This window comes from Pseudomonas sp. PICF6 (genome assembly GCF_009831705.1).
In the GTDB taxonomy this organism is placed as follows: domain Bacteria; phylum Pseudomonadota; class Gammaproteobacteria; order Pseudomonadales; family Pseudomonadaceae; genus Aquipseudomonas; species Aquipseudomonas rhizophila.
This window is the reverse complement of record NZ_WUUD01000020.1, coordinates 155,536-180,891: the sequence shown is the minus strand read 5'-3', so window position 1 is coordinate 180,891 and position 25,356 is coordinate 155,536. Positions and strand designations below refer to the sequence as shown.

30 protein-coding genes and 1 tRNA gene are annotated in these 25,356 nt (G+C 58.9%); 23 read left to right on the top strand and 8 right to left on the bottom strand.

Annotation, left to right across the window (positions count from 1 at the left end; genetic code table 11):
• Positions 1-17: 17 nt before the first annotated feature.
• Together lpxH and GSM73_RS14045 are read right to left on the bottom strand one after the other, a co-directional pair.
• Positions 18-767, bottom strand: a complete 750-nt coding sequence (lpxH, locus tag GSM73_RS14050; protein ID WP_160892977.1) for a UDP-2,3-diacylglucosamine diphosphatase — start codon at positions 765-767, stop codon at positions 18-20.
• Entirely contained in the window at positions 764-1,267 is a 504-nt protein-coding gene (locus GSM73_RS14045; RefSeq protein ID WP_047229369.1) for a peptidylprolyl isomerase, read from the bottom strand. The genes lpxH and GSM73_RS14045 overlap by 4 nt, the downstream gene beginning before the upstream one ends.
• A 249-nt stretch (positions 1,268-1,516) precedes the next feature.
• Here GSM73_RS14045 and GSM73_RS14040 point away from each other — a divergent pair, with 249 nt between their 5' ends.
• The 3 genes from GSM73_RS14040 to GSM73_RS14030 all read left to right on the top strand — a co-directional run bounded on the left by GSM73_RS14040 (position 1,517) and on the right by GSM73_RS14030 (position 5,274).
• The gene (locus GSM73_RS14040; RefSeq protein WP_076385540.1) at positions 1,517-3,214 is read left to right on the top strand and encodes a glutamine--tRNA ligase/YqeY domain fusion protein; all 1,698 of its coding nucleotides are present in this window, start codon (positions 1,517-1,519) and stop codon (positions 3,212-3,214) included.
• 21 nt (positions 3,215-3,235) lie between these two features.
• Entirely contained in the window at positions 3,236-4,618 is a 1,383-nt protein-coding gene (cysS, locus tag GSM73_RS14035) for a cysteine--tRNA ligase (protein ID WP_047229314.1), read from the top strand.
• 200 nt (positions 4,619-4,818) lie between these two features.
• Complete coding sequence (locus GSM73_RS14030) at positions 4,819-5,274, top strand: DUF2214 family protein (RefSeq protein WP_076385538.1); 456 nt, start codon at positions 4,819-4,821, stop codon at positions 5,272-5,274.
• A gap of 202 nt (positions 5,275-5,476) precedes the next feature.
• Here the strand turns inward: GSM73_RS14030 and csrA are convergent, their stop codons facing one another.
• Positions 5,477-5,671, bottom strand: a complete 195-nt coding sequence (csrA, locus tag GSM73_RS14025) for a carbon storage regulator CsrA (RefSeq protein WP_003179932.1) — start codon at positions 5,669-5,671, stop codon at positions 5,477-5,479.
• 248 nt (positions 5,672-5,919) lie between these two features.
• On the opposite strand from csrA, the gene GSM73_RS14020 reads away from it, so the two are divergent.
• Positions 5,920-6,285, top strand: coding sequence for an SPOR domain-containing protein (locus GSM73_RS14020; RefSeq protein ID WP_047229316.1), 366 nt, complete (start codon positions 5,920-5,922; stop codon positions 6,283-6,285).
• 157 nt (positions 6,286-6,442) lie between these two features.
• Here the strand turns inward: GSM73_RS14020 and GSM73_RS14015 are convergent, their stop codons facing one another.
• Together GSM73_RS14015 and GSM73_RS14010 are read right to left on the bottom strand one after the other, a co-directional pair.
• On the bottom strand, positions 6,443-7,132 hold the full coding sequence (locus GSM73_RS14015) for an endonuclease (protein WP_160892975.1): 690 nt from the start codon (positions 7,130-7,132) through the stop codon (positions 6,443-6,445).
• 5 nt (positions 7,133-7,137) lie between these two features.
• Positions 7,138-7,437: a DUF1654 domain-containing protein gene (locus GSM73_RS14010; RefSeq protein WP_160892973.1), complete on the bottom strand. Its 300-nt coding sequence runs from the start codon at positions 7,435-7,437 to the stop codon at positions 7,138-7,140.
• 133 nt (positions 7,438-7,570) lie between these two features.
• On the opposite strand from GSM73_RS14010, the gene GSM73_RS14005 reads away from it, so the two are divergent.
• The 8 genes from GSM73_RS14005 (at position 7,571) to GSM73_RS13970 (ending at position 15,148) form a co-directional block, all read left to right on the top strand.
• Entirely contained in the window at positions 7,571-8,017 is a 447-nt protein-coding gene (locus GSM73_RS14005) for a hypothetical protein (RefSeq protein ID WP_047229319.1), read from the top strand.
• 168 nt (positions 8,018-8,185) lie between these two features.
• Positions 8,186-9,142 (top strand): sugar ABC transporter substrate-binding protein, encoded by a 957-nt coding sequence (locus GSM73_RS14000; protein WP_160892971.1) that lies wholly within the window; start codon positions 8,186-8,188, stop codon positions 9,140-9,142.
• 58 nt (positions 9,143-9,200) lie between these two features.
• Positions 9,201-10,754, top strand: a complete 1,554-nt coding sequence (locus tag GSM73_RS13995) for a sugar ABC transporter ATP-binding protein (RefSeq protein ID WP_139050683.1) — start codon at positions 9,201-9,203, stop codon at positions 10,752-10,754.
• Positions 10,751-11,728, top strand: a complete 978-nt coding sequence (locus tag GSM73_RS13990) for an ABC transporter permease (protein WP_047229322.1) — start codon at positions 10,751-10,753, stop codon at positions 11,726-11,728. The genes GSM73_RS13995 and GSM73_RS13990 overlap by 4 nt, the downstream gene beginning before the upstream one ends.
• 3 nt (positions 11,729-11,731) lie before the next feature.
• On the top strand, positions 11,732-12,751 hold the full coding sequence (locus GSM73_RS13985) for a LacI family DNA-binding transcriptional regulator (RefSeq protein WP_076385530.1): 1,020 nt from the start codon (positions 11,732-11,734) through the stop codon (positions 12,749-12,751).
• Between the two features lie 23 nt (positions 12,752-12,774).
• Positions 12,775-13,689, top strand: a complete 915-nt coding sequence (gene rbsK, locus GSM73_RS13980; RefSeq protein WP_047229324.1) for a ribokinase — start codon at positions 12,775-12,777, stop codon at positions 13,687-13,689.
• Positions 13,686-14,090 carry a D-ribose pyranase gene (gene rbsD / locus GSM73_RS13975; protein ID WP_076385526.1) on the top strand — a complete coding sequence of 135 codons (405 nt, stop codon included), beginning with the start codon at positions 13,686-13,688 and terminating at the stop codon, positions 14,088-14,090. The genes rbsK and rbsD overlap by 4 nt, the downstream gene beginning before the upstream one ends.
• A 29-nt stretch (positions 14,091-14,119) precedes the next feature.
• The gene (locus GSM73_RS13970) at positions 14,120-15,148 is read left to right on the top strand and encodes a nucleoside hydrolase (RefSeq protein WP_076385524.1); all 1,029 of its coding nucleotides are present in this window, start codon (positions 14,120-14,122) and stop codon (positions 15,146-15,148) included.
• Between the two features lie 44 nt (positions 15,149-15,192).
• On the opposite strand, the gene GSM73_RS13965 is transcribed toward GSM73_RS13970, so the two are convergent.
• Positions 15,193-15,390 carry a hypothetical protein gene (locus tag GSM73_RS13965; protein WP_047229327.1) on the bottom strand — a complete coding sequence of 66 codons (198 nt, stop codon included), beginning with the start codon at positions 15,388-15,390 and terminating at the stop codon, positions 15,193-15,195.
• 131 nt (positions 15,391-15,521) lie between these two features.
• Between GSM73_RS13965 and GSM73_RS13960 the strand changes: the two genes are divergently transcribed.
• Both GSM73_RS13960 and GSM73_RS13955 read left to right on the top strand, forming a co-directional pair.
• Positions 15,522-15,827: a hypothetical protein gene (locus GSM73_RS13960; protein WP_139050680.1), complete on the top strand. Its 306-nt coding sequence runs from the start codon at positions 15,522-15,524 to the stop codon at positions 15,825-15,827.
• Between the two features lie 163 nt (positions 15,828-15,990).
• On the top strand, positions 15,991-16,305 hold the full coding sequence (locus GSM73_RS13955) for an I78 family peptidase inhibitor (protein ID WP_047229329.1): 315 nt from the start codon (positions 15,991-15,993) through the stop codon (positions 16,303-16,305).
• A 66-nt stretch (positions 16,306-16,371) separates the two neighbouring features.
• Here the strand turns inward: GSM73_RS13955 and GSM73_RS13950 are convergent, their stop codons facing one another.
• On the bottom strand, positions 16,372-16,584 hold the full coding sequence (locus GSM73_RS13950; RefSeq protein ID WP_047229330.1) for a cold-shock protein: 213 nt from the start codon (positions 16,582-16,584) through the stop codon (positions 16,372-16,374).
• 289 nt (positions 16,585-16,873) lie between these two features.
• Entirely contained in the window at positions 16,874-17,176 is a 303-nt protein-coding gene (locus GSM73_RS13945; protein ID WP_047229331.1) for a hypothetical protein, read from the bottom strand.
• 373 nt (positions 17,177-17,549) lie between these two features.
• Between GSM73_RS13945 and thrS the strand changes: the two genes are divergently transcribed.
• From thrS to GSM73_RS13900, 9 genes are all read left to right on the top strand, one after another.
• Positions 17,550-19,472, top strand: a complete 1,923-nt coding sequence (gene thrS, locus GSM73_RS13940) for a threonine--tRNA ligase (protein WP_003203626.1) — start codon at positions 17,550-17,552, stop codon at positions 19,470-19,472.
• The gene (gene infC / locus GSM73_RS13935; RefSeq protein ID WP_169432615.1) at positions 19,472-20,023 is read left to right on the top strand and encodes a translation initiation factor IF-3; all 552 of its coding nucleotides are present in this window, start codon (positions 19,472-19,474) and stop codon (positions 20,021-20,023) included. The genes thrS and infC overlap by 1 nt, the downstream gene beginning before the upstream one ends.
• 60 nt (positions 20,024-20,083) lie before the next feature.
• Complete coding sequence (rpmI, locus tag GSM73_RS13930) at positions 20,084-20,278, top strand: 50S ribosomal protein L35 (RefSeq protein ID WP_002553160.1); 195 nt, start codon at positions 20,084-20,086, stop codon at positions 20,276-20,278.
• Positions 20,279-20,308: 30 nt separating this feature from the next.
• Positions 20,309-20,665: a 50S ribosomal protein L20 gene (gene rplT / locus GSM73_RS13925; protein ID WP_002553161.1), complete on the top strand. Its 357-nt coding sequence runs from the start codon at positions 20,309-20,311 to the stop codon at positions 20,663-20,665.
• A 109-nt stretch (positions 20,666-20,774) separates the two neighbouring features.
• Positions 20,775-21,791, top strand: coding sequence for a phenylalanine--tRNA ligase subunit alpha (gene pheS / locus GSM73_RS13920; RefSeq protein WP_047229332.1), 1,017 nt, complete (start codon positions 20,775-20,777; stop codon positions 21,789-21,791).
• 36 nt (positions 21,792-21,827) lie between these two features.
• A complete protein-coding gene (gene pheT, locus GSM73_RS13915; RefSeq protein WP_160892969.1) occupies positions 21,828-24,206 on the top strand; it encodes a phenylalanine--tRNA ligase subunit beta in 2,379 nt (792 codons plus the stop codon).
• 3 nt (positions 24,207-24,209) lie between these two features.
• The gene (gene ihfA, locus GSM73_RS13910; protein ID WP_002553164.1) at positions 24,210-24,512 is read left to right on the top strand and encodes an integration host factor subunit alpha; all 303 of its coding nucleotides are present in this window, start codon (positions 24,210-24,212) and stop codon (positions 24,510-24,512) included.
• Positions 24,493-24,849 (top strand): MerR family transcriptional regulator, encoded by a 357-nt coding sequence (locus tag GSM73_RS13905; protein WP_003179985.1) that lies wholly within the window; start codon positions 24,493-24,495, stop codon positions 24,847-24,849. The genes ihfA and GSM73_RS13905 overlap by 20 nt, the downstream gene beginning before the upstream one ends.
• Before the next feature lie 89 nt (positions 24,850-24,938).
• Positions 24,939-25,015, top strand: a tRNA-Pro gene (locus tag GSM73_RS13900).
• Positions 25,016-25,356 lie beyond the last annotated feature (341 nt).

Genomic DNA, 25,356 nt, shown 5'->3' with positions numbered 1-25,356 from the left:
AGGGATATCTGCGTTCTTCAGTTGCTTGGCAACGCCAACTGCGCATTGCCAAAACCAAACGGCGCCAAGGCAAATCCCTGTTCATCCACCTGCAACGCCCAGCCTTGCTTGTCCCAATCCCCCAGCACAATGCGCCGGGCGGCGTGTTCGCCCAGTTGCAGCTTATGGATAGCGGGGCGGTGGGTGTGGCCGTGGATCAGGGTCTTCACGCCGTATTCCTGCATGATCCGCGGGATCTCTTCGGGCGTGACGTCGACGATGTCATTGGCTTTCATTCGCGTCTGCGTGCGGCTTTCGCTGCGCAGTTTGCGCGCCAGTTTCTGGCGACTGGCCAATGGCAGGTGACGCAGGATGAACAGCGTGACCGGGTTGCGCAGCCAGCGCCGCAACTTCATGTAGCCTTCGTCGCGGGTGCAGAGGCTGTCGCCGTGCATCAGCAGCACCGGCTCGCCGTTGAACTGCACGACACTGGGGTCCTTGAGCAGGGTGCAGCCGGCCGCTTTGCAGAAGGCTTGCCCGAGCATGAAGTCACGATTGCCGTGCATCAGGAAAATGGCCGTGCCGCTGTCGCTCAATTCGCGCAGGGCCTGGCAGATGGAACGCTGGAACGGCGTCATGGCATCGTCGCCGATCCAGGCTTCAAAAAAGTCGCCCAGGATGTACAACGCTTGCGCCGAGCGGGCGCGTGTGGCGATCAAATCCAGAAACGCCCGGGTAATGTCCGGGCGCTCCTCTTCCAGATGCAAATCTGAAATCAGCAGTATCACTCAATGATCTCGGCTTTCTCGATGATCACGTCTTCTGCTGGCACGTCCTGGTGGCCGGCCTTGGACGTGGTGGAAACGCCTTTGATCTTGTCGACCACGTCGGTGCCTTCAACCACTTTGCCGAACACCGCGTAACCCCAGCCCTGGGTGGTCTTGCTGCTGTGGTTCAGGAAGCTGTTGTCGGCCACGTTGATGAAGAACTGCGCGGAAGCCGAATGCGGTTCCATGGTGCGGGCCATGGCGACGCTGTACTTCTCGTTCGCCAGACCGTTGTCGGCTTCGTTCTGGATGCTTGGACGCTTGTCTTTCTTTTCTTTCATGCCTGGCTCGAAACCGCCGCCCTGGATCATGAAGTTGCCGATGACACGGTGGAAAACGGTGTTTTCGTAGTGGCCGGCCTTGACGTATTCAACGAAGTTGGCAACGGTGATCGGAGCTTTCTCGGCGTTCAGTTCCAGGACGATGTCGCCGTGGTTGGTGGTCAGTTTGACTTGAGTCATGATCGCTACTCTTTCAAGGAATTCGTGGGTTTCGGGGCTTTGCTGCCCGCAACCGGTCTGGCAGTAATCGGCCAGGCTGGGCAGTTTAGCGCGCCGAGCGGGTTTTTCGAGGCTGTTTTTCATCGGGTCGTCGATTAAATTCAATCGTTTACCGACCTGGCCTGTCAGGTGCTTGACAGCATCGGCTATGATACGGGCTTTGATTTATCAGGCCGCACCCGGCCGCGCACTTGTACGTTCAAGGATCCTATGAGCAAGCCCACTGTCGACCCTACCTCGAATTCCAAGACCGGCCCGGCCGTGCCGGTCAATTTCCTGCGCCCGATCATCCAGGCGGACCTGGATTCGGGTAAGCACACGCAGATCGTCACCCGTTTTCCGCCGGAGCCCAACGGCTACCTGCACATCGGTCACGCCAAGTCGATTTGCGTGAACTTCGGCCTGGCCCAGGAGTTTGGCGGCGTCACGCACTTGCGTTTCGACGACACCAACCCGGCCAAGGAAGACCAGGAGTACATCGACGCGATCGAAAGCGACGTTAAATGGCTGGGCTTTGAATGGGCCGGTGAGGTGCGCTATGCCTCGCAGTATTTCGACCAGTTGCACGACTGGGCGGTGGAGCTGATCAAGGCTGGCAAGGCCTACGTGTGCGACCTGACCCCCGAGCAGGCCAAGGAATACCGTGGCAGCCTGACCGAGCCGGGCAAGAACAGCCCGTTCCGTGATCGCAGCGTCGAGGAGAACCTGGACCTGTTCGCCCGCATGCGCGGCGGCGAGTTCCCGGACGGCGCACGGGTGCTGCGTGCCAAGATCGACATGGCCTCGCCGAACATGAACCTGCGCGACCCGATCATGTACCGCATCCGTCACGCCCATCACCACCAGACCGGCGACAAATGGTGCATCTACCCCAACTATGACTTCACCCACGGTCAGTCGGACGCCATCGAAGGCATCACCCACTCGATCTGCACCCTGGAATTCGAAAGCCATCGTCCTTTGTACGAGTGGTTCCTGGAGCACCTGCCGGTGCCGGCTCAGCCGCGCCAGTACGAATTCAGCCGCCTGAACCTGAACTACACCATCACCAGCAAGCGCAAGCTCAAGCAACTGGTGGACGAAAAGCACGTCAACGGCTGGGATGACCCGCGCATGTCGACGCTGTCGGGCTTCCGTCGTCGTGGCTACACGCCAAAATCGATCCGCAACTTCTGCGAGATGGTCGGCACCAACCGTTCCGACGGCGTGGTGGACTTCGGCATGCTGGAATTCAGTATCCGCGACGACCTGGACCACAGCGCCCCACGCGCCATGTGCGTGCTGCGTCCGTTGAAAGTGGTGATCACCAACTACCCGCAAGACAAAGTCGAGAACCTCGAACTGCCTTGCCACCCGAAAGAAGACATGGGCGTGCGCGTCCTGCCGTTCGCCCGGGAAATCTACATCGACCGTGAAGACTTCATGGAAGAGCCGCCAAAAGGCTACAAGCGCCTGGAGCCTGCCGGTGAAGTGCGCCTGCGCGGCAGCTACGTGATCCGCGCCGACGAAGCGATCAAGGACGCCGACGGCAACATCGTCGAACTGCATTGCTCGTACGATCCCGAGACCCTGGGCAAGAACCCGGAAGGTCGCAAGGTAAAGGGCGTGATCCACTGGGTGCCGGCCGCTGCCAGCGTCGAGTGCGAAGTGCGCTTGTACGATCGCCTGTTCCGTTCGCCGAACCCTGAAAAGGCCGAGGACAGCGCCAGCTTCCTGGACAACATCAACCCTGACTCCCTGCAAGTACTCACTGGTTGTCGTGCCGAGCCTTCGCTGGGCAACGCACAGCCGGAAGACCGTTTCCAGTTCGAGCGCGAAGGTTACTTCTGCGCGGATATCAAGGACTCGAAACCCGGTGCTCCGGTGTTCAACCGTACCGTGACCTTGCGCGATTCCTGGGGTCAGTGATCAAGTCTTAAGGGAAACCCTGTGCTTACGATCTACAACACGCTCACCAAGAGCAAAGAAGTCTTCAAGCCGCTGGACGGTAACAAGGTCCGCATGTACGTCTGCGGGATGACCGTGTACGACTACTGCCACATCGGCCATGGTCGCAGCATGGTTGCGTTCGACCTGGTAACCCGCTGGTTGCGTTTTAGCGGTTATGACCTGACCTACGTGCGCAACATCACCGACATCGAAGACAAGATCATCAACCGTGCCCGGGAAAACGGCGAGCCTTACGATGCGCTGACCGAGCGCATGATCAAGGCCATGCACGAGGATGAGGCGCGCCTCAATATCCTCAAGCCCGACCTGGAACCCCGTGCCACGGACCACATCCCAGGCATGCTGGCGATGATCCAGACCTTGATCGACAAGGGTTATGCCTACGCACCGGGCAATGGCGACGTGTATTACCGCGTCGCCAAGTTCATGGGCTACGGCAAGCTGTCGCGCAAGAAAATCGAAGACCTGCGCATCGGCGCGCGCATCGAAGTCGACGAGTCGAAACAGGACCCGCTGGACTTCGTGCTGTGGAAAGCCGCCAAGCCGGGTGAGCCGAGCTGGGAGTCGCCGTGGGGCGCCGGGCGTCCGGGCTGGCACATCGAATGCTCGGTGATGTCGACCTGCTGCCTGGGCGAGACCTTCGACATTCATGGCGGCGGCAGCGACCTGGAATTCCCGCACCACGAAAACGAAATCGCCCAGAGCGAAGCGGCCACCGGCAAGACCTACGCCAATGCGTGGATGCATTGCGGCATGATCCGGATCAACGGCGAGAAGATGTCCAAGTCCTTGAACAACTTCTTCACCATCCGCGACGTGCTCGACAAGTACCACCCGGAAGTCGTGCGTTACCTGCTGGTGTCCAGTCACTATCGCAGCGCCATCAACTATTCGGAAGACAACCTCAAGGACGCCAAGGGCGCCCTGGAGCGGTTCTACCATGCGTTGAAGGGCCTGCCGAAGGTCCCGGCCGCCGGTGGCGAAGCCTTCGTCGCGCGCTTCACTGAAGTGATGAACGACGACTTCGGCACGCCGGAAGCCTGCGCGGTGCTGTTCGAGATGGTGCGCGAGATCAATCGTCTGCGGGAGAGTGATCTCAACGCGGCGGCGGGTCTGGCGGCGCGTCTGAAAGAACTGGCCGGCGTACTGGGTGTGTTGCAGCTCGAGGCGGATGATTTCCTTCAGGCGGGTGCCGAAGGTCGCGTGGACGCCGCCGAGGTCGAAGCGTTGATCCAGGCGCGCCTGACTGCGCGGGCCAACAAGGACTGGGCAGAATCCGACCGCATCCGCGACCAGCTCACCGCGATGGGCGTGGTGCTGGAAGACGGCAAGGGCGGGACGACCTGGCGTTTGGCTGACTAAAATCTTTTAGCGTTCGCAATACCCCTGTGGGAGCGAGCCTGCTCGCGATAGCGGTGTATCAGCCAACAACAATGTTGTCTGACACTCCGTCATCGCGAGCAGGCTCGCTCCCACAGTTTTTTGTATGCCTATCCTGGCAATCATCCTGTTATGAGCTAGTACTGTCAGGTCGATTCGACATCCTCTGACAGGAATCTTCCATGTTGGCTCATTGGTCTCTTGCGGCAATTCATCTTCTGGCTTTCGCCCTGGGGTTCTGGGCGGTACTTACCCGTGGCACGGCGTTGCGACGTCTGGCGGGCGGTACGGACGCGGTTCGAAATGTCTTGATGGCGGACAACCTGTGGGGGCTATCGGCGGTGGTCCTGCTGGTGACCGGCGGGATGCGTGCTTTTGGTGGGTTTGAAAAAGGCACGGACTATTACCTGCACCAACCGCTGTTTCACCTGAAGATGACGTTGTTCGTGCTGATCCTGTTGCTTGAAATCGCGCCGATGATCGCGCTGATCAAATGGCGGATGGCGCTGGGCAAAGGGCGTGCGATCGATCCTTCGAAAGCTGGCCGGTTTGCGCGGATCAGTCACATTGAAGCTTTGTTGCTGGTGCTGATGGTGGTCGCTGCCACAGGAATGGCTCGCGGCGTGGGGCTGGGTTGAGCCGCCACGAATACCTGCTTCATCGCCATTAAAACGAAACGTCTGACAGCCATGCTATGAGCCATGTCATTAGTATCGGTTTGACGGGATGAACGAAAAAATCAAAGGCGAGATGGAGCGGGGATGATGAGGGACAGTCGGCATGAATCTTTAGCCAGCCTTGCGACGATGCAGAAGGGCTGGCTACGGACTGCTACAGGGCTCAGGGCGTTTGCGGCTTGTCAGGGGCGGTAAGGCCCGCCTGAATGCGCTGATAAATCTCTTCGCGATGCACCGCAACGTTTTTCGGAGCGTTGATGCCGATACGGACTTGTTGGCCGCTAACGCCCAGAATGGTGATCGTGATGTCGTCACCAATGTTTATGCTTTCACCGACTTTGCGGGTGAGTATCAGCATGGTGTTCTCCTTGATTGCTTTATAGGGCACCTGATTCAGGCAGTGCAGATGTCGGTACTGCTTATAGATTAGTGCCAAGTGTCACAATGTGGGTGCCTCTTTCTGACGCGCAGACGCAGCATTAATTCCCAGGGTGCGACTATACAGAGACGCCGTGCAGGTTTCTCGTGTTTTGAGCGCTGTTTACGGCGTTATTGACGGGCTTGAGTGTTAAAATCCCCGCTCCATGTCTTCCGGGGTAAAACGTTGTGCGCAAATTGGCTTGGGTAATCGCGGTATTGGCGCTGGCAGGATGCGGTGAAGGGCGTGACGTCGACACACCGAAGCCAAAGGTGGCGGCAACCACTGCACCGAGCGCCGCCGCTGCGCCGCAATGGGGCGTCGAGGTCCGGGGCGAAATCCCGCAAGCGGTCAGCGACCTGACCGCCTGGCTCATCGAGCACAGTTTTGTATCGAGTGTGGTGAAAGACAATGGCAAGGACCGGGTTCTGGTCGGGCCTTTCAATTCAAAGGCTGAAGCCGAGGCGAAGCAGGAGCAATTGAACGCCGCCCTGGTTCGAGCGAAAAAGCGCAACATCGAGTCGCTGGTGGTGGATTACCCAAGCGCTCAATAAACCCCGCAGAGCAGAACAGTCAGGTAAGCCACAACACCTGTGGGAGCGAGCCTGCTCGCGATAGCAGTGGCTCAGCCAACGTTGACGTTGACGGGCATGCCCCTATCGCGAGCAAACAAGCTCCCACAGTTGATTGGCGCTGTTTACCCATGCGAGATCAACCGCAGGCCTTCAAATTCACCGGGCCCACGAACTCGTTGCCACGCCCCATCACGCACGCCACGCTCTGGTTGCGCTGGCGCTCCCAGCTCTGTACCGGGTATGTCTTGTCCCAGGCTTCATACAGGCGCCGGTCCTGTTTCGAAAGGCGCAGGCCGTATTGTTTACTCATGTAGAAATACGTCCGGGCGATCATTCCACGGATGGAAGGGCGGGGCATGACTTTCTTGGCTTTGAAATCCACCTGGGTCAGGCATGAGCCGTACTGGCCCGTCTGCGCCGGCAGCCAGCCAAAGCTGAAGTTGCTGCGGTCGCCGTTCACTTCCCCGATGCTGGGCACCAGGTTATGAAGATCGGCCTCGGCCCGTTGATAGGCCGGGTCGTGGCGGGTGCAATTCTTCCGCCCGCCTTGTTGCCAGCATTGACGCTGATGACCGATCTGCCACGCCGGGACGATATGCTCCCACTCGATACGCGCGGCGCGATTGGCGTTTTTGCGCGGCACATAACCGCAGGCTGCCAGGTTCACGCGATTGCCTGAGTATTTGCAGCCACAGTAGAACTCGGTGGATTGGGGGGCATAGAGTTTCCAGGCGACTTTCTTGGCCTCGCTGAACGTACGGGGTGCATCGGCCTGCGCGCCCATGGCGACAATCGCAAGCAATAAAGCAAAACAACGAACACTCATCAGGCTCAATCTTCCTTCGGCACAACCCAGAACACCTGCACACCGCCATCGTCGCGATAGGCGAGGGTCACATTGTCGTTCTCGTCGATTTCTTCCAGCAGGCGTTCCCACTCATCCATCGGCTCCTCGGGAAGCCGGAAGATCAGGGCCGCCTTGGCTTTTTGTGCGGTGGGGGAGTTGATGATTTTCGAGACCCGCAGGCCTAGGCGGGTATAGGAATCTAAGGGGGTAGTTGCAGCGGACGGCGTTGCCACAGGATTATCCTTATTGAGCTGTACGTGCGTACAGTATTTAACCGTAGGCATTTACGCAACTGCTTAAAATTCAAGAAAATCCTCTGACAACGCTTTTTCCGTTTTGGTGTAGGAAAAATTAAGCTAAAGAAGCCGCTCAAGCAGTCGATGGCCTTCGTAGGAATCTTATCCATGGAGTTTTGTTATGTCGTTTTCCGTCGGCTTTCCAAATGCAGCTGCCGTCACCATCGGCGGCCAGTCCGCGGCCACGCTCAAGGCCTTGAGCCAAGCGAGCGCTGAGGCAGCCGATGAGACCCTTGGTCAAACGCAGGCGCCAGGCCAGGTTCGTACGAGCATGAGCCCTGCGTCCGAAGGCAAGACCGAAAAGAGCGGGAGCACCCAGAGCATTGCCGTGCAGGTGTTGCTCAAACGCATGCAAGAGCTGCAACAGCAGCTCAGAGAACAGCAACAGCAGTTGTCTGCTGCGCAGAAGCAGGTCTATCCGACACCCGAAGCCAAAACCACTGCGGTCATGGCGATACAAGGCCAGATTGCCGACACCAGCGGTGCATTGCTGGAAGTCACTGGCCATCTGATCACAGAGTTGGCCAAGGGCTCCGGTTCGGGTGCGCTGGTCAACACGACCGTCTGATCCCCAGCCTTGCGGTGAAATCCGCACGTTGACAAAACCCGGAAGCTTTACCATAGTTCCCTTCACGCAAACGTTTGCGCAGCCTTCGTTGATGCTTGGCGACGGCCTGTGGAACGACTTCCCGTGCAACGATTTTGCTCAAAATAATCATAAAATCGGAGTGAACCCATGAAGTTGCCATTCGCTGGACGCCTTCTCGCCGTCGCCATGCTCGCCGCCGCATCCGCTGCGCTGCCTTTCTCTTCGGCATTTGCCCAGACCCCGGAAAAACCCAAGGTTGCCCTGGTCATGAAATCCCTGGCCAACGAGTTCTTCCTGACCATGGAAGATGGCGCCAAGGCCTATCAGAAGGAACACTCCGCCGATTTCGACCTGATCTCCAACGGGATCAAGGATGAAACCGACACCGCCAACCAGATCCGCATTGTCGAGCAGATGATCGTGTCCAAGGTCGATGCCCTTATCATCGCACCAGCCGACTCCAAGGCCATGGTGCCGGTGATCAAGAAAGCCGTCGACGCCGGCATCACCGTGATCAACATCGATAACCAGCTCGATCCGGCGGTGGTCAAAAGCAAAAACATCACTGTGCCGTTCGTAGGCCCGGACAACCGCAAGGGCGCGCGCCTGGTGGGTGAGTACCTGGCCAAGCAGCTCAAGGCTGGTGATGAGGTCGGTATCATTGAAGGCGTGTCCACCACCACCAATGCCCAGGCACGCACCGCCGGCTTCAAGGATGCAATGGAAGCGGCGCAGATCAAGGTCGTTTCCCTGCAATCGGGCGACTGGGAAATCAACAAGGGCAATCAGGTTGCCGCCTCGATGCTCAGCGAATACCCGAACATCAAGGCACTGCTGGCCGGTAACGACAGCATGGCGGTCGGCGCGGTATCGGCCATCCGCGCTGCGGGCAAGGCGGGCAAGGTAAAAGTGGTCGGTTATGACAACATCAACGCCATCAAGCCCATGCTCAAGGACGGTCGCGTCCTGGCGACTGCCGACCAGTTCGCCGCCAAACAGGCTGTTTTCGGCATCGAGACGGCCCTGAAGATCCTCAAGGGCGAAGCCGTCGACAGCGGCACTAACGGCGTTATCGAAACTCCGGTCGAGCTGGTGACCCAGTAGTTATCCTGGCGACACAACGACGCTCGCCCTTGTTGGCGAGCGTATTGGAGAGTTTTTTATGTCCGTTCGCGACCCGAACGCTGTCCTTTCGGTCAGCGGCATCGGCAAGACCTATGCCCAACCGGTACTGAGCGACATCGACCTGACGTTGATGCGCGGCGAAGTGCTGGCGCTGACCGGCGAAAATGGCGCCGGCAAGAGCACCCTGTCCAAGATCATCGGCGGGCTGGTGACGCCGACCACCGGGCAGATGCAATTCCAGGGGCAGGATTATCGTCCCGGTAGTCGTACCCAGGCTGAAGAGCTGGGCGTGCGCATGGTCATGCAGGAGCTCAACCTGCTGCCGACACTTTCCGTGGCCGAAAACCTGTTCCTCCACAACCTGCCCAGTCGTGGCGGCTGGATCAGTCGCAAGCAACTGCGCAAAGCGGCGGTCGAGGCCATGGCCCAGGTGGGGCTCGATGCAATCGACCCTGACACACTGGTCAGTGAGTTGGGCATCGGTCACCAACAGATGGTCGAAATCGCCCGCAACCTGATCGGCGATTGCCATGTGCTGATTCTCGACGAGCCGACTGCGATGCTGACCGCTCGTGAGGTGGAGATGCTCTTCGAGCAGATCACTCGTCTGCAGGCGCGGGGCGTGTCGATCATTTATATTTCCCATCGCCTCGAAGAACTGGCTCGGGTGGCTCAGCGCATTGCGGTACTGCGCGACGGCAACCTGGTCTGCGTCGAGCCGATGGCCAACTACAACAGCGAGCAGTTGGTGACGCTGATGGTCGGGCGGGAGCTGGGCGAGCACATCGACCTGGGCCCGCGCCAGATCGGCGCGCCGGCGTTGACCGTCAACGGCTTGAGCCGTTCGGACAAGGTCCGCGATGTGTCCTTCGAGGTGCGCAGCGGCGAGATATTCGGTATTTCCGGGTTGATCGGGGCAGGGCGCACCGAGCTGCTGCGGTTGATCTTCGGCGCCGATGCGGCCGACAGCGGCACGGTGGCGCTGGGTTCGCCGGCCAATGTCGTCAGCATTCGCTCGCCGTCCGATGCGGTGGCCCACGGCATCGCGCTGATCACCGAGGACCGCAAGGGCGAAGGCCTGCTACTGACTCAATCCATCGCCGCCAACATTGCCTTGGGCAACATGCCGGAAATCTCCAGCGGCGGCTTCGTCAATGGCAGCGAAGAGTTCGCGTTGGCGCAGCGACAGATCGATGCCATGCGAATCCGCAGCTCCAGTCCGACACAGTTGGTGTCCGAACTGTCGGGCGGCAATCAACAGAAGGTGGTGATCGGTCGCTGGCTGGAACGCGATTGCTCGGTATTGCTGTTCGACGAGCCGACCCGAGGCATCGACGTCGGCGCCAAATTCGACATCTATGCGCTGCTCGGTGAGCTGACGCGCCAGGGCAAGGCGTTGGTTGTGGTGTCCAGCGACCTGCGGGAATTGATGCTGATCTGTGACCGGATCGGCGTGCTGTCCGCCGGCCGCCTGATTGACACCTTCGAGCGCGACAGCTGGACCCAGGATGACTTGCTTGCCGCCGCATTCGCCGGCTACCAGAAACGTGATGCGTTGCTCAACGAAGCAGCGCCTAGGGACTTCTCATGAAAACCGTATCGGCCGTCGGCAAACCGAGTGGCAACTTCTATGGCCTGGGCACCTACCTGGGACTGGCCGGGGCCTTGTTGGCGATGATCGCGTTGTTCTCGGTCCTGAGCAGCCATTTTCTTTCGTATGACACCTTCAGCACCCTGGCCAACCAGATCCCAGACCTCATGGTGCTGGCGGTCGGCATGACCTTCATCCTGATCATCGGCGGTATCGATCTATCGGTCGGGTCGGTGCTGGCCCTGGCCGCATCGACGGTGAGCGTGGCGGTGCTGGGCTGGGGCTGGAGCGTCTGGCCGGCGGCGTTGTTGGGCATGGCCGTGGCGGCCCTGGCCGGCACCGTTACCGGTTCGATTACCGTGGCGTGGCGGATCCCATCGTTCATCGTTTCCCTCGGCGTGCTGGAAATGGCCCGAGGCCTGGCGTATCAGATGACCGGCTCGCGGACGGCCTACATCGGGGATTCCTTCGCCTGGCTGTCCAATCCGATCGCCTTCGGTATTTCACCGTCATTCATCATTGCCTTGCTGGTGATCTTCATCGCCCAGGCTGTGCTGACCCGCACCGTGTTTGGCCGTTATCTGATCGGTATCGGCACCAATGAAGAAGCCGTGCGATTGGCGGGTATCAATCCAAAACCTTACAAGATTCTGGTGTTCAGCCTGATGGGGTTGTTGGCCGGTCTGGCCGCGCTGTTCCAGATTTCCCGTCTGGAAGCGGCCGACCCGAACGCCGGTTCGGGGCTCGAGCTGCAGGTCATCGCTGCTGTGGTCATCGGCGGCACGAGCCTGATGGGCGGGCGCGGTTCGGTCATCAGCACCTTCTTTGGCGTGCTGATCATCTCCGTGCTGGCCGCGGGCCTGGCGCAGATTGGCGCCACCGAACCGACCAAGCGCATCATTACCGGCGCGGTGATTGTGGTTGCGGTGGTGCTCGACACTTACCGCAGTCAGCGCGCCAGTCGGCGGGCCTGAACCATGGCGACTATCAAGGATGTGGCGGCGCTCGCGGGAATTTCCTACACGACTGTCTCCCACGTAGTGAACAAGACGCGACCGGTCAGCGAAGAGGTGCGGCGCAAGGTCGAGGCCGCCATCGAGCAGCTCGATTACGTGCCCAGCGCGGTGGCCCGCTCGCTCAAGGCCAAGACCACTGCAACCATCGGCTTGCTGGTGCCCAACAGCCTCAACCCCTACTTTGCCGAACTGGCCCGGGGGATCGAGGATTACTGTGAGCGCAACGGCTACTGCGTGATCCTGTGCAACTCCGACGACAACCCGGACAAGCAGCGCAGTTATCTGCGGGTGCTGCTGGAAAAACGCATCGACGGTCTGATCGTCGCTTCCGCCGGCGGCGATGCCGGTCTCGCCCAGGGGCTGACCAGCGTGCGTACGCCCATGGTCATCGTCGACCGTGGGCTCGACGGTGTCGACGCGGACCTGGTGCGCATCGACCATGAGCACGGCGCCTACCTGGCCACCCGGCACCTGCTGGAGCTTGGCCACCGTGATATCGCCTTTATCGGTGGCCCGGCGGACACCAGCGTGGCGCAGATGCGTCTGGCCGGTTACTGCCGCGCCCTGAAAGAAGCCGGGGTCGAGCTGCCCGTCGAACGCATGCTCGAAAGCGATTTCACCAGCACCGGTGGTTATCAGGCGGCGGCCAGGCTGCTCGAACAACGGCCGCCCAGTGCGATTTTTGCGGCCAACGACATGATCGGAATCGGTGTGCTGCGCGCCGCCGCCGAGCGCAACGTGCGCGTGCCCAGTGAACTGTCGGTCATTGGTTTCGATGACATTCAGATGAGCCGTTATGTCTATCCGGCGCTGACCACGGTGGGGCAGTCGATCCTGCAGCTCGGTGAGATGGCCGCTGAAGTGCTGTTGCGGCGGATCGCAACGCCGGGGCTGGCCACCGATCAGCGCATCGTGACACCCAGCATTGTCTTGCGAGAGTCGACTGCACCGCTGTCAGGTACATTCGCCCAATACCGCTGAACCGAATTGATGAGTGAAGACGTATGCCAGCAAAAGTAGTGGTAGTAGGCAGCCTGAACATGGACCTGGTGACCCGTGCACCCCGTCTTCCCAGGGGCGGTGAAACGCTGATTGGTGAATCGTTCTGCACCATCCCGGGCGGGAAGGGCGCCAATCAGGCTGTGGCCGCGGCGCGCCTGGGAGCGAAGGTGTCCATGGTCGGTTGCGTGGGCAGTGATGCCTATGGCCAGCAATTGCGCGGGGCGCTGCTGGCCGAGGGCATCGATTGCCAGTCGGTCAGTGTCGTGGCCGGCTCCAGCGGAGTAGCGCTGATCGTTGTCGACGACAACAGCCAGAATGCGATCGTTATCGTCGCCGGGGCCAACGGCGTGCTTACCCCTGATGTCCTGGACCGGTTCGATGAGGTGCTGCGTAGCGCCGACGTCATTATCTGCCAGCTCGAGGTGCCGGACGCGACCGTCGGGCATGCACTCAAGCGCGGTCGGGAACTGGGCAAGACCGTCATCCTGAACCCGGCGCCGGCCTCCCGGCCCTTGCCGGCCGACTGGTACGCCTGTATCGACTATCTGATTCCCAATGAGAGCGAAGCCGCCGTGCTGAGCGGGCTGGCGGTGGACTCTCTGGAAACCGCCGAAGCGGCCGCGACGCAATTGCTCGCCGCTGGTGCCGGCAAGGTGATCGTGACCCTGGGCGCCCAGGGTCTGATGTTCGCCAACGGCGCGAGTTTCCAGCACTTCCCGGCGCCGTTGGTCAAGGCGGTTGACACCACGGCGGCCGGAGACACTTTTGTCGGCGGCTTCGCCGCAGCCTTGGCTGACGGCAAAAGCGAGGTCGAGGCGATTCGTTTTGGTCAGGTCGCTGCCGCGTTGTCGGTCACCCGTGCGGGGGCGCAGCCCTCCATTCCCACCTTGCTGGAAGTACAGGCTTTCAAATCATGAAAAAGACGCCGTTGTTGAATATCGCGCTGTCGCGACTGATCGCTTCCCTTGGCCACGGCGACAAGGTGGTCATCGGTGATGCGGGTTTGCCGGTGCCCCCACAGGTCGAGTTGATCGACCTGGCCCTGACCCACGGCATCCCGGATTTTGTCAGCACCCTGAAAGTGCTGCTCAGCGAAATGCAGGTGGAGAGCCACATACTCGCTGAAGAGATTTTCGATAAACAACCTGCGGCCCTGGCAACATTGGAGGCACTGCATGCCGATGGCGCGCTGGGGGCGCGGGAGCTGGTCAGCCATGAACAATTCAAGGCGGTCAGCAGGCAAGCTCGGGCGATTATTCGCACGGGAGAATGCTCCCCGTATTGCAACATCGTGTTGATTGCCGGAGTAACGTTCTAACCTTCTCAACCCTGCACAAGGAATGCGCTATGCACCGCTATGCTCAGAAAATGCGTCAACTGTTCCGGAGTCTGCTGCTTTTGTCACTGATCACTGCTACGAGCGCCCAGGCGGCGGAAAAAATCGACCTGATCATCGACACTGATCCGGGGGCCGACGATGTGGTTGCCCTGTTGTTTGCCCTGGCTTCGCCCGAAGAGCTGAATATCCGCGCGTTGACCACCGTCGCTGGCAACGTGCGTCTGGACAAGACATCGCGCAACGCTCGCCTGGCCCGGGAATGGGCGGGGCGCGAAGACGTGCCGGTGTATGCCGGTGCGCCGAAGCCGATGATGCGCACGCCCATCTACGCGGAAAACATCCATGGCAAGGAAGGCCTGTCGGGTGTCGAGGTGTATGAGCCGAAGAAGGGGCTGGCCAAGGGCAACGCCGTCAACTACCTGATCGATACCCTCAAGGCTGCCAAGCCCCATAGCATCACCATTGCCATGCTTGGCCCGCAGACCAACCTGGCCCTGGCATTGATACAGGAGCCCGAAATTGTCCAGGGCATCAAGGAAGTGGTGATCATGGGCGGTGCGCACTTCAATGGCGGCAACATCACTCCGGTGGCCGAGTTCAACCTGTACGCTGATCCACAGGCCGCAGAAGTGGTGCTCAAGAGCGGTGTGAAGCTCACTTACCTGCCGCTGGATGTGACCCACAAGATCCTCACCAGCGAAGCACGCCTGAAGCAGATCGCTGCCGTGGACAACAAGGCCAGCAAGATTGTCGGCGACATTCTCAACGAATACGTCAAAGGTGATATGGAGCATTACGGCATGACGGGCGGGCCGGTGCACGATGCCACGGTGGTTGCCTACCTGCTCAAGCCAGAGTTGTTTACCGGGCGTTCGGTCAACGTCGTGGTGGACAGCCGGGAAGGGCCTACCTTTGGCCAGACCATCGTTGACTGGTACGACGGCCTGAAGGCACCCAAAAATGCCTACTGGGTGCAGGATGGCGATGCTCAGGGATTTTTTGACCTGCTGACCGAGCGCCTGGCGCGTCTGAAGTAATCGGTCTTGTCGAACACCCGCAGGTCAGGGCTTGCGGGTGTGTTTCAATCCACCGCTTCAATGCTGCTGGGGTATCGTTCGAACGCTTGCTGGATAAAGTTCAGGGCCGCCTTCGTTCCCAGCTCCTTGACCAACAGTTCTATACCGATGATTGCCAGTTCTTCGGGGCTGCCAGGGCTGTAGGAGCTGTGGCCCTCCGACCATTTGGCATTGATGGTGGCTTCGATGCTGACGGTGCTCATGGTCGGGCTCGCGAGTTGGGAGGTCTGTAGGGTGAGTTAACCATTTTTGCCTGGGGTTTTGCACTGCGACTTAGGCATCAGGGAAGGGCTGTGCGACACTTGCTTTTTGACTTTCTGAAGAGGCCCCCGCCGTGCAGATCGATTTGAACGCTCCTGACGGGTTGACCCTCGACGCGGTTCGTCAGTTGCTGGCTTCGGCCAGTGATGACGAGCACACCCAACTGCGCGTGACCAAGGCGGGTATCGCCTATTTGTCTTCGGGCGTGGTGGGCGGTGTGGACATCGACGGGCTATCGTTTCGGCTGGAAACGTGGGCAAAAGGTTCAGGCTACGTCGGGCTGGTCGCCGCCAGTGACGAGGTCTGGGTCATGCAGATCTACAATGCGTTGAAGGACAACTGGCCCAATCCGCCCTTTGACTACATCGACGTTTACTGAGCACCATTCATATTCAGTCACGATTCACGCCTGAAGCGGGATGTCGGCTCAGGCAAACTGCCTGTTTTCCTGATGAGGGCACCATGATAGCCCTTGGGTTGAAACCAAGCTTCGTTTGGGCTGTCGCACGCTCTCTGTTTAATCATCAACAAAAGGAGGCTTCATGCCTTGGAAGCTCGCGTCATTGGGTACTTTGCTGGCAGTCGCGCTCTTGAGCGGTTGCAGCAGCACCTCTGAATCGACCCCTGATCCGGTAGCAACAGAAACAGGCTACAGCCGCTGCGAAGCAACAGCTGCCGAGTTCGCCATCGGCAAGAAGGCCTCGCCGCAACTGCTGGAACAAGCCCGCACCCGCGCCGGTGCGCAGTATGCGCGGATCCTCAAGCCCAACGATATGGTGACACTTGAGTACCGCTCGGATCGCCTGAATCTCAACACTGATGCCAATCTGATCATCAACCGGGTGAACTGCGGCTGATTGATTTTTCAATCGCCCATAAAAAACCCCGTCACATGGACGGGGTTTTTTGTGCTCGCCGAGTAATTACTCTGGGCGAACCTGTGCAGCTTGCATACCCTTTTGGCCTTTCTCAGCCACGAAGGAAACGGTCTGGCCTTCTTTCAGGCTTTTGAAACCGTCGCTTTCGATAGCTTTGAAGTGTACGAACAGGTCGTCACCGCCACCTGTAGGAGTGATGAAGCCGAAGCCTTTTTCATCGTTGAACCATTTAACGGTGCCGGTTTGGCGATTAGACATGGTGTATCTCCAAGAAACATATATTTTCAGTGTACTGTGCTGCTCAGGCCAACTGGGCACACCGGGGTATCATAGTCGAAATGTTCGATTTGGGAGCCCCCCGCACGCGCTGTTTGCCAATCAGTCGTGTTTTCTTTACTGCCTGATCCGGCTGAAAGGCCCGGTTTTAAAGGCTTTCAGCCGAACGTAAAGACGATAAAAAAAGCTGTAAAACCTGAATAAATCGGTCAAAAAGGCCCGAAATCAGCGTTTTTTATCGATGCACGGCTCCGTGCAAAGACCTGTTTTCTTACTTTTTGGCCTTGTTATCGGCCTTGCATTTTGCAATCTGCCCCAGTGCTTTTTGCTGCAGCTGCGGGGTCGCCTTATTATCCATCAAGGCTTGAATGTCGGCTGCCGGGTAGGACTTGATCGCATCGGCGCCACAGGCGCAATGGGATTTGGCCGCTGCCGCGCCGATCTGTGGCGTGGCCGCCTCGGTGCACTGGGCCATGTATTTCTCACGTTCCCCCTTGGGCCATTCGGCGTGGGCGGTCAGCGGGAGCAGCAGGGCGAGGGGGGCGACTACTGCAAATAATGTGTTCAGACGCATGCGAAGATGCTCCTTTCGGGTCGATGTCTTGTTATCTGAGGCGTAGCGGGCGGTACAGTTCAGCACTCTGGCATAAAAACCGAGGATTTACGTCCGCTTCAATCCGGGCGCGGCGATGACCGTTCATCTGTGCTAGCATGCCGGGCTCGGGTATTTTCAGGCTCCGGAGGACAACAGGTCCCGGCTGCGGCAAATGTTCGATTAACCCTGATTTGAATCCCAGTCACTCTGGTTCGGTTTTCCCGGTTGGCCGCAAGGCTCCTGCCGCTGTAAGGCAGGCGTTCGTCATTGAATGGCCTGGACTGGATCTTGTACTGGCTCATCCCAACCCACGTGACCTTTGGTAGGGGTCACCACTAGGAGAGGAGGCGCCATGCCAACTATTACTCTTCCCGACGGCAGTCAACGTTCATTCGATCACCCGGTTTCCGTAGCCGAGGTTGCAGCATCCATCGGCGCGGGCCTGGCCAAGGCCACCCTGGCTGGCAAGGTCAACGGCAAACTGGTCGATGCCAGCGATGTCATCGACAGCGACGCCACGCTGCAAATCATCACGCCAAAGGATGAAGAGGGGCTGGAGATCATTCGCCACTCTTGCGCGCATCTGGTGGGCCACGCGGTCAAGCAGCTGTACCCGAGCGCGAAGATGGTCATCGGGCCTGTCATCGACGAAGGCTTCTATTACGACATCGCCTTTGAGCGTCCTTTCACGCCGGAAGACATGGCGGCCATCGAACAGCGCATGCAGCAGCTGATCGAGAAAGATTACGACGTCATCAAGAAAGTGACCCCGCGTGCCGAAGTCATCGAAGTGTTCAAGGCGCGTGGCGAGGATTACAAGCTGCGTCTGGTGGAAGACATGCCGGACGAGCAGGCCATGGGCCTGTACTACCACGAAGAATACGTCGACATGTGCCGTGGCCCGCATGTGCCGAACACCCGCTTCCTGAAGTCTTTCAAGCTGACCAAGCTGTCCGGCGCCTATTGGCGTGGCGATGCGAAGAACGAGCAGTTGCAGCGCGTCTACGGCACTGCCTGGGCCGACAAGAAGCAACTGGCGGCTTACATCCAGCGTATCGAGGAAGCCGAGAAGCGTGACCATCGCAAGATCGGCAAGCGCCTGGGCCTGTTCCACACCCAGGAAGAATCCCCGGGCATGGTGTTCTGGCATCCGAACGGTTGGACCCTGTACCAGGTGCTCGAGCAGTACATGCGCCAGGTCCAGCGTGAAAACGGCTACCTGGAGATCAAGACGCCGCAAGTGGTTGACCGTAGCCTGTGGGAGAAATCCGGGCACTGGGCCAACTACGCCGACAACATGTTCACTACCCAGTCGGAAAACCGCGACTACGCCATCAAGCCGATGAACTGCCCTTGCCACGTGCAGGTGTTCAACCAGGGCCTGAAAAGCTACCGCGAGCTGCCGATGCGCCTGGCTGAGTTCGGTGCCTGCCACCGTAACGAGCCATCGGGTGCGCTGCACGGCATCATGCGCGTGCGTGCCTTCACCCAGGACGATGCGCATATCTTCTGCACCGAAGAGCAGATGCAGGCCGAATCCGCTGCCTTCATCAAGCTGACCATGGACGTCTACCGGGACTTCGGCTTTACCGAAGTCGAGATGAAGCTGTCCACTCGTCCGGAAAAACGCGTTGGTTCCGATGAGTTGTGGGATCGCGCCGAAGCAGCGCTGGCCGCCGCACTCGATAGCGCGGGCCTTGCGTACGATCTGCAACCGGGCGAAGGGGCTTTCTACGGGCCGAAGATCGAGTTCTCGCTCAAAGATTGCCTTGGTCGCGTGTGGCAGTGTGGTACCCTGCAGCTCGATTTTAACCTGCCGATCCGTCTGGGCGCCGAATACGTGTCCGAAGACAACAGCCGCAAGCACCCGGTCATGCTTCACCGCGCGATCCTCGGTTCGTTCGAGCGCTTCGTCGGGATTCTGATCGAACACTACGAGGGCGCGTTCCCCGCGTGGTTGGCGCCGACCCAGGCAGTGATCATGAATATCACTGATAAACAGGCAGATTTTGCCGCCGAGGTCGAAAAAACTCTCAACCAAAGCGGATTTCGTGCCAAGTCCGACTTGAGAAATGAAAAGATCGGCTTTAAAATCCGCGAGCATACTTTGCTCAAGGTTCCCTTTCTCTTGGTTATTGGAGATCGGGAGGTCGAGATGCAGACTGTCGCTGTGCGTACTCGTGAGGGTGCTGACCTGGGCTCGATGCCCGTCGCCGAATTCGCTGAGTTCCTCGCGCAAGCGGTTTCCCGGCGTGGTCGCCCAGATTTGGAGTAATTATTATTAAGCGTGAAATGAGACAAGATAAACGAGCTGCACCGAAAGCCCCGATCAACGAGAATATCTCGGCACGCGAGGTTCGGTTAATTGGCGCTGACGGCGAGCAGATTGGCATCGTCTCGATTGATGAAGCGCTTCGTATTGCTGAAGAAGCCAAGCTTGATCTGGTAGAAATTTCCGCAGACGCAGTCCCGCCGGTTTGCCGGGTGATGGACTACGGCAAGTCGATCTTCGAAAAGAAGAAGCAGATTGCCGCGGCGAAGAAAAACCAGAAGCAGATTCAGGTAAAAGAAATCAAGTTTCGTCCAGGGACGGAGGAAGGGGATTACCAGGTAAAACTGCGCAACCTGGTACGTTTCCTGAGTGACGGGGACAGGGCCAAGGTATCCTTGCGATTCCGCGGCCGTGAGATGGCCCACCAGGAGCTGGGGATGGAACTCCTCAAGCGGGTTGAACAAGACCTGCTCGAGTACGGTTCGGTCGAACAGCATCCTAAGATGGAAGGACGCCAGCTGATCATGGTCATCGCCCCGAAAAAGAAGAAGTAATCAACAGGGCACGGCAGGCCTTGCGATTATGTTTATCAACTGAATGCGGAGTATCCGAACATGCCAAAGATGAAAACTAAAAGTGGTGCTGCTAAGCGGTTTCTGAAAACTGCTAACGGTATCAAGCACAAGCACGCTTTCAAGAGCCACATCCTGACCAAAATGTCGACCAAGCGTAAGCGTCAACTGCGCGGTAGCAGCTTGCTGCATCCGTCTGACGTGGCAAAAGTCGAGCGCATGCTGCGCCTTCGTTAATTTTTGGATCAAGAATAGAGGAAGTAACTCATGGCTCGTGTAAAGCGTGGCGTCATTGCCCGTAAGCGTCACAAAAAAATTCTGAAACTTGCTAAAGGCTACTACGGCGCGCGTTCCCGCGTATTCCGTGTTGCCAAGCAAGCGGTAATCAAGGCAGGCCAATACGCCTACCGTGACCGTCGTCAGAAAAAACGTCAGTTCCGCGCTCTGTGGATCGCTCGTATCAACGCTGGTGCTCGTGTTAACGGTCTGTCCTACAGCCGTTTCATTGCCGGCCTGAAGAAAGCGTCCATCGAGATCGACCGTAAGGTTCTGGCTGATCTGGCAGTGAACGAAAAAGCGGCGTTTGCTGCGATTGTCGAGAAAGCTAAAGCCACCTTGGCTTAAGTACCCCCGACAGTCACCCGGCCTCACCTCTGTGGGGCCAGGTGTTAAACGTCATAAATAGGGGAAGAGCCTTCAAGCTCTTCCCCTATTTTGTATCTGGAGTCTGTACATGGAAAACCTGGACGCGCTGGTCTCTCAAGCACTAGAGGCTGTGCAAAGCGCTGAAGATATCAATGCCCTGGAGCAAATCCGGGTTCACTACCTTGGCAAGAAGGGCGAGTTGACTCAGGTGATGAAGACCCTGGGGAACCTGCCGGCCGAAGAGCGTCCGCAGGTCGGTGCGCTGATCAACGTTGCCAAGGAGCGTGTTACAGAAGTCCTTAATGCGCGCAAGGCCTTGTTCGAGGAAGCGGATCTGGCTGCCAAGCTCGCCGCCGAATCCATCGACGTGACCCTGCCTGGCCGCGGCCAGACTTCCGGTGGTCTGCATCCGGTTACCCGGACCCTGGAACGTATCGAGCAGTTCTTCACCCACATCGGCTACGGCATTGCCGAAGGCCCTGAGGTCGAAGACGACTATCACAACTTCGAGGCGCTCAACATCCCAGGCCATCACCCGGCCCGGTCGATGCATGACACCTTCTATTTCAACGCGAACATGCTGTTGCGCACCCATACCTCGCCGGTACAGGTCCGCACCATGGAATCGCAGCAGCCGCCGATCCGCATCGTCTGCCCAGGCCGTGTGTACCGTAGCGATTCCGATATCACCCACTCGCCGATGTTCCACCAGGTCGAAGGCCTGCTGGTTGATCGCGACATCAACTTCGCCGACCTGAAAGGGACTATCGAAGAGTTCCTGCGGGTGTTCTTCGAGAAAGAACTGGCGGTGCGTTTCCGTCCTTCGTACTTCCCGTTCACCGAGCCATCCGCTGAAGTCGATATGGAATGCGTGATGTGCAGCGGTAAAGGCTGCCGCGTCTGCAAGCAGACCGGCTGGCTGGAGGTCATGGGCTGCGGCATGGTTCACCCGAACGTGCTGCGTATGTCCGGGATCGATCCGGAAGAGTTCTCGGGTTTTGCTTTCGGCATGGGCGTCGAGCGTCTGGCCATGCTGCGTTACGGTGTAAATGACTTGCGCCTGTTCTTCGACAACGACTTGCGGTTCCTTGCGCAATTTCGCTAAGCCGCAGACCCGTAACGAATCTAATAGGAGAGCAGGATGAAATTCAGTGAACAATGGCTGCGCGGCTGGGTAAGCCCGCAGGTAAGCCGGGACGAGCTGGTTGCTCGTCTGTCGATGGCCGGTCTTGAGGTCGATAGCGTGACGCCGGCCGCCGGTGAATTCAGTGGTGTGGTGGTGGGCGAGGTGCTGAGCACCGAGCAGCACCCGGACGCCGACAAGCTGCGGGTGTGCCAGGTCAGCAATGGCGCGGAAACCTTCCAGGTGGTCTGCGGCGCGCCAAATGTGCGCCCGGGCCTGAAGATCCCGTTCGCCATGATCGGTGCCGAACTGCCGGGCGACTTCAAGATCAAGAAAGCCAAGCTGCGTGGCGTCGAGTCCAACGGCATGTTGTGCTCCCAGGCTGAACTGCAGATTGGCGAAGGCAACGATGGCCTGATGGAGCTTCCAGCTGACGCACCGGTCGGCCAGGACATCCGTGAGTACCTGAGCCTGGACGATGCGAGCATCGAGGTCGACCTGACCCCGAACCGTGGCGACTGCCTGTCCCTGGCCGGTCTGGCTCGTGAAGTGGGTGCGTTGTATGCCGCCCCAGTGGCACGTCCAGCGGTCGCGACCGTTGCCGCGGTGCATGATGAAGTGCGCTCGGTTGAGGTGCTGGCGCCGGCGGCATGCCCACGTTACCTGGGGCGCGTTATCCGGAATGTCGACCTGTCCAAGCCGACCCCGCTGTGGATGGTCGAGCGCCTGCGTCGCGCCGACGTGCGCAGCATCGACGCTGCCGTCGACATCACCAACTACGTGATGCTGGAGCTGGGTCAGCCGCTGCACGCGTTCGACCTTGCCGAAATCAACGGCGGCATCCGCGTGCGCATGGCTGAGGAAGGCGAGAAGCTGGTACTGCTCGATGGCCAGGAAGTGACCCTGCGCAGCGATACGCTGGTCATCGCCGACCACTCCCGTGCCCTGGCGATTGCCGGCGTGATGGGGGGCGAGCACAGCGGCGTCTCCGCGACGACCCGTGATGTGTTCCTTGAAAGTGCGTTCTTCGACCAGATTGCGGTGGCTGGCAAGGCCCGTTCCTATGGCCTGCACACCGATGCCTCGCACCGTTACGAGCGCGGCGTGGACTGGCAACTGGCCCGTGAAGCCATGGAGCGCGCCACTGGCCTGCTGCTGGAAATCACTGGCGGCGAAGCTGGCCCGATCATCGAAACCGTCAGCGAACAGCACCTGCCCCAAATCGCACCGGTCACCCTGCGTGCCCAGCGCATCACGCAGATGCTCGGTATGGAAATGGACCCGGCTGAAGTCGAACGCCTGCTCAGCGCCCTGGGCCTGAACATCAGCGCCGACGGGGCAGGGCAGTGGCGTGTCGAAGTGCCAAGCCATCGCTTCGATATCAGCCTGGAAGTCGACCTGATCGAAGAGCTGGCCCGTCTGTACGGCTACAACCGTTTGCCGATTCGCTACCCGCAGGCGCGCCTGGCCCCACAGGCCAAGGCCGAAGCCCGTAGCGACCTGCCGGAACTGCGCCGTCTGTTGGTGGCTCGTGGGTATCAGGAAGCGATCACCTACAGCTTCATCGATCCACGCCAGTTCGAGCTGTTCAATCCGGGTGTCGAGCCGCTGTTGCTGGCCAACCCGATTTCCAACGACATGGCCGCCATGCGCTCGTCCCTGTGGCCGGGCCTGGTCAAGTCGCTCCAGCACAACCTGAACCGCCAACAAGACCGCGTACGTCTGTTCGAAAGCGGTCTGCGTTTCGTTGGTCAGCTGGAAGGCTTGAAGCAAGAGCCAATGCTGGCCGGTGTCGTTTGCGGCAGTCGTTTGCCGGAAGGCTGGGCGCAAGGTCGTGATGTCGTCGACTTCTTCGACGTCAAGGCTGACGTGGAAGCGGTGCTGGGCTTCGCCGGTGCGCTCGACGCGTTCACCTTCGTGCCGGGCAAGCATCCGGCGCTGCATCCGGGGCAGACAGCACGCATTGAGCGTGACGGGCGAGAAGTCGGCTATGTCGGGGCGATTCACCCTGAATTGTCCAAGACCCTGGGTCTTGATCGTCCTGTGTTTGTTTTCGAGCTGGTTCTGGGCGAAGTGGTACTGGGGAAAATGCCGAAATTCCAGGAGTTATCGCGCTTTCCTGAAGTGCGGCGTGACCTTGCGCTGCTGGCCGATCGCGACGTTGCATCCAGCGCCGTACTGGATGTAATCCGTGAAAATGCAGGCGAATGGCTCACGGACCTCAGGCTATTTGACGTGTATCAGGGTAAAGGCATTGATCCGCATAGAAAAAGCCTTGCAGTCGGCTTGACCTGGCAGCATCCATCGCGCACTCTTAATGACGATGAGGTGAATACCGCAACGCAGAATATCCTCACCTCGCTCGAAAACAGGTTGAACGCCACGTTAAGGAAGTGACGTATGGGGGCTCTGACGAAAGCTGAGATGGCGGAACGTCTGTATGAGGAGCTGGGCCTGAATAAACGGGAGGCCAAAGAATTGGTCGAACTGTTTTTCGAAGAAATCAGGCACGCTCTGGAAGACAACGAACAGGTCAAATTGTCCGGTTTCGGCAATTTCGACCTGCGGGACAAACGCCAGCGGCCTGGCCGCAATCCGAAAACGGGTGAAGAAATCCCGATCACGGCTCGCCGTGTGGTCACCTTTCGTCCAGGGCAGAAGTTGAAGGCCCGAGTTGAGGCTTATGCTGGAACCAAGTCATAACGACGAGCTACCCGTCATCCCAGGCAAACGCTACTTCACCATTGGTGAAGTCAGCGAGCTGTGTGCGGTAAAACCGCATGTGCTGCGCTATTGGGAGCAGGAGTTTCCTCAACTCAACCCGGTCAAGCGCCGCGGTAACCGCCGGTACTATCAGCGACAAGACGTGCTGATGATCCGGCAGATCCGCGCGCTGCTGTACGACCAGGGGTTCACCATCGGCGGAGCGCGCTTGCGCCTCTCCGGTGATGAGGCCAAAGACGATACAACCCAGTACAAACAGATGATCCGCCAGATGATCGCCGAGCTTGAAGATGTGCTGGTGGTGCTCAAGAAATAAATTTCTGCTTTTAAATCTTCCAGTTTTCAAAAGCTTGCGATATATTCCTGAGCGTTCCGTTGAGAGACGGAACAAGATTCACGCCTAGTCGGGGCGTAGCGCAGTCCGGTAGCGCACTAGCATGGGGTGCTAGGGGTCGAGTGTTCGAATCACTCCGTCCCGACCATATTATTCAATGACTTAGCCCAATCTGAAAAGGTTGGGCTTTTTCATGTCTGGAAACGCCACGTTTACTCCCACAAATATCTTGGATCTCGGTAGCTTTGCCATCCGATAGGCGTTCGACCTTCGTTCCCCCGGCAACACGTATCAGTGCAAGAGCCCGACGGCGGGAAGATGCTTGCTAAAAGGTTGCCGATTGAACAGTTCGCGAGGCAACCTTCGGGCGAAGGTAGTAATTGATGCCGTGCTTGGTGCTGGTGGTGGCGGTTGATGCTGAGTCTCGCCGCAAAGCGTGCTAAACCTGAAGCCTGTAAGTACAGTGAAGATCGTTCTCTCCGAAAACAT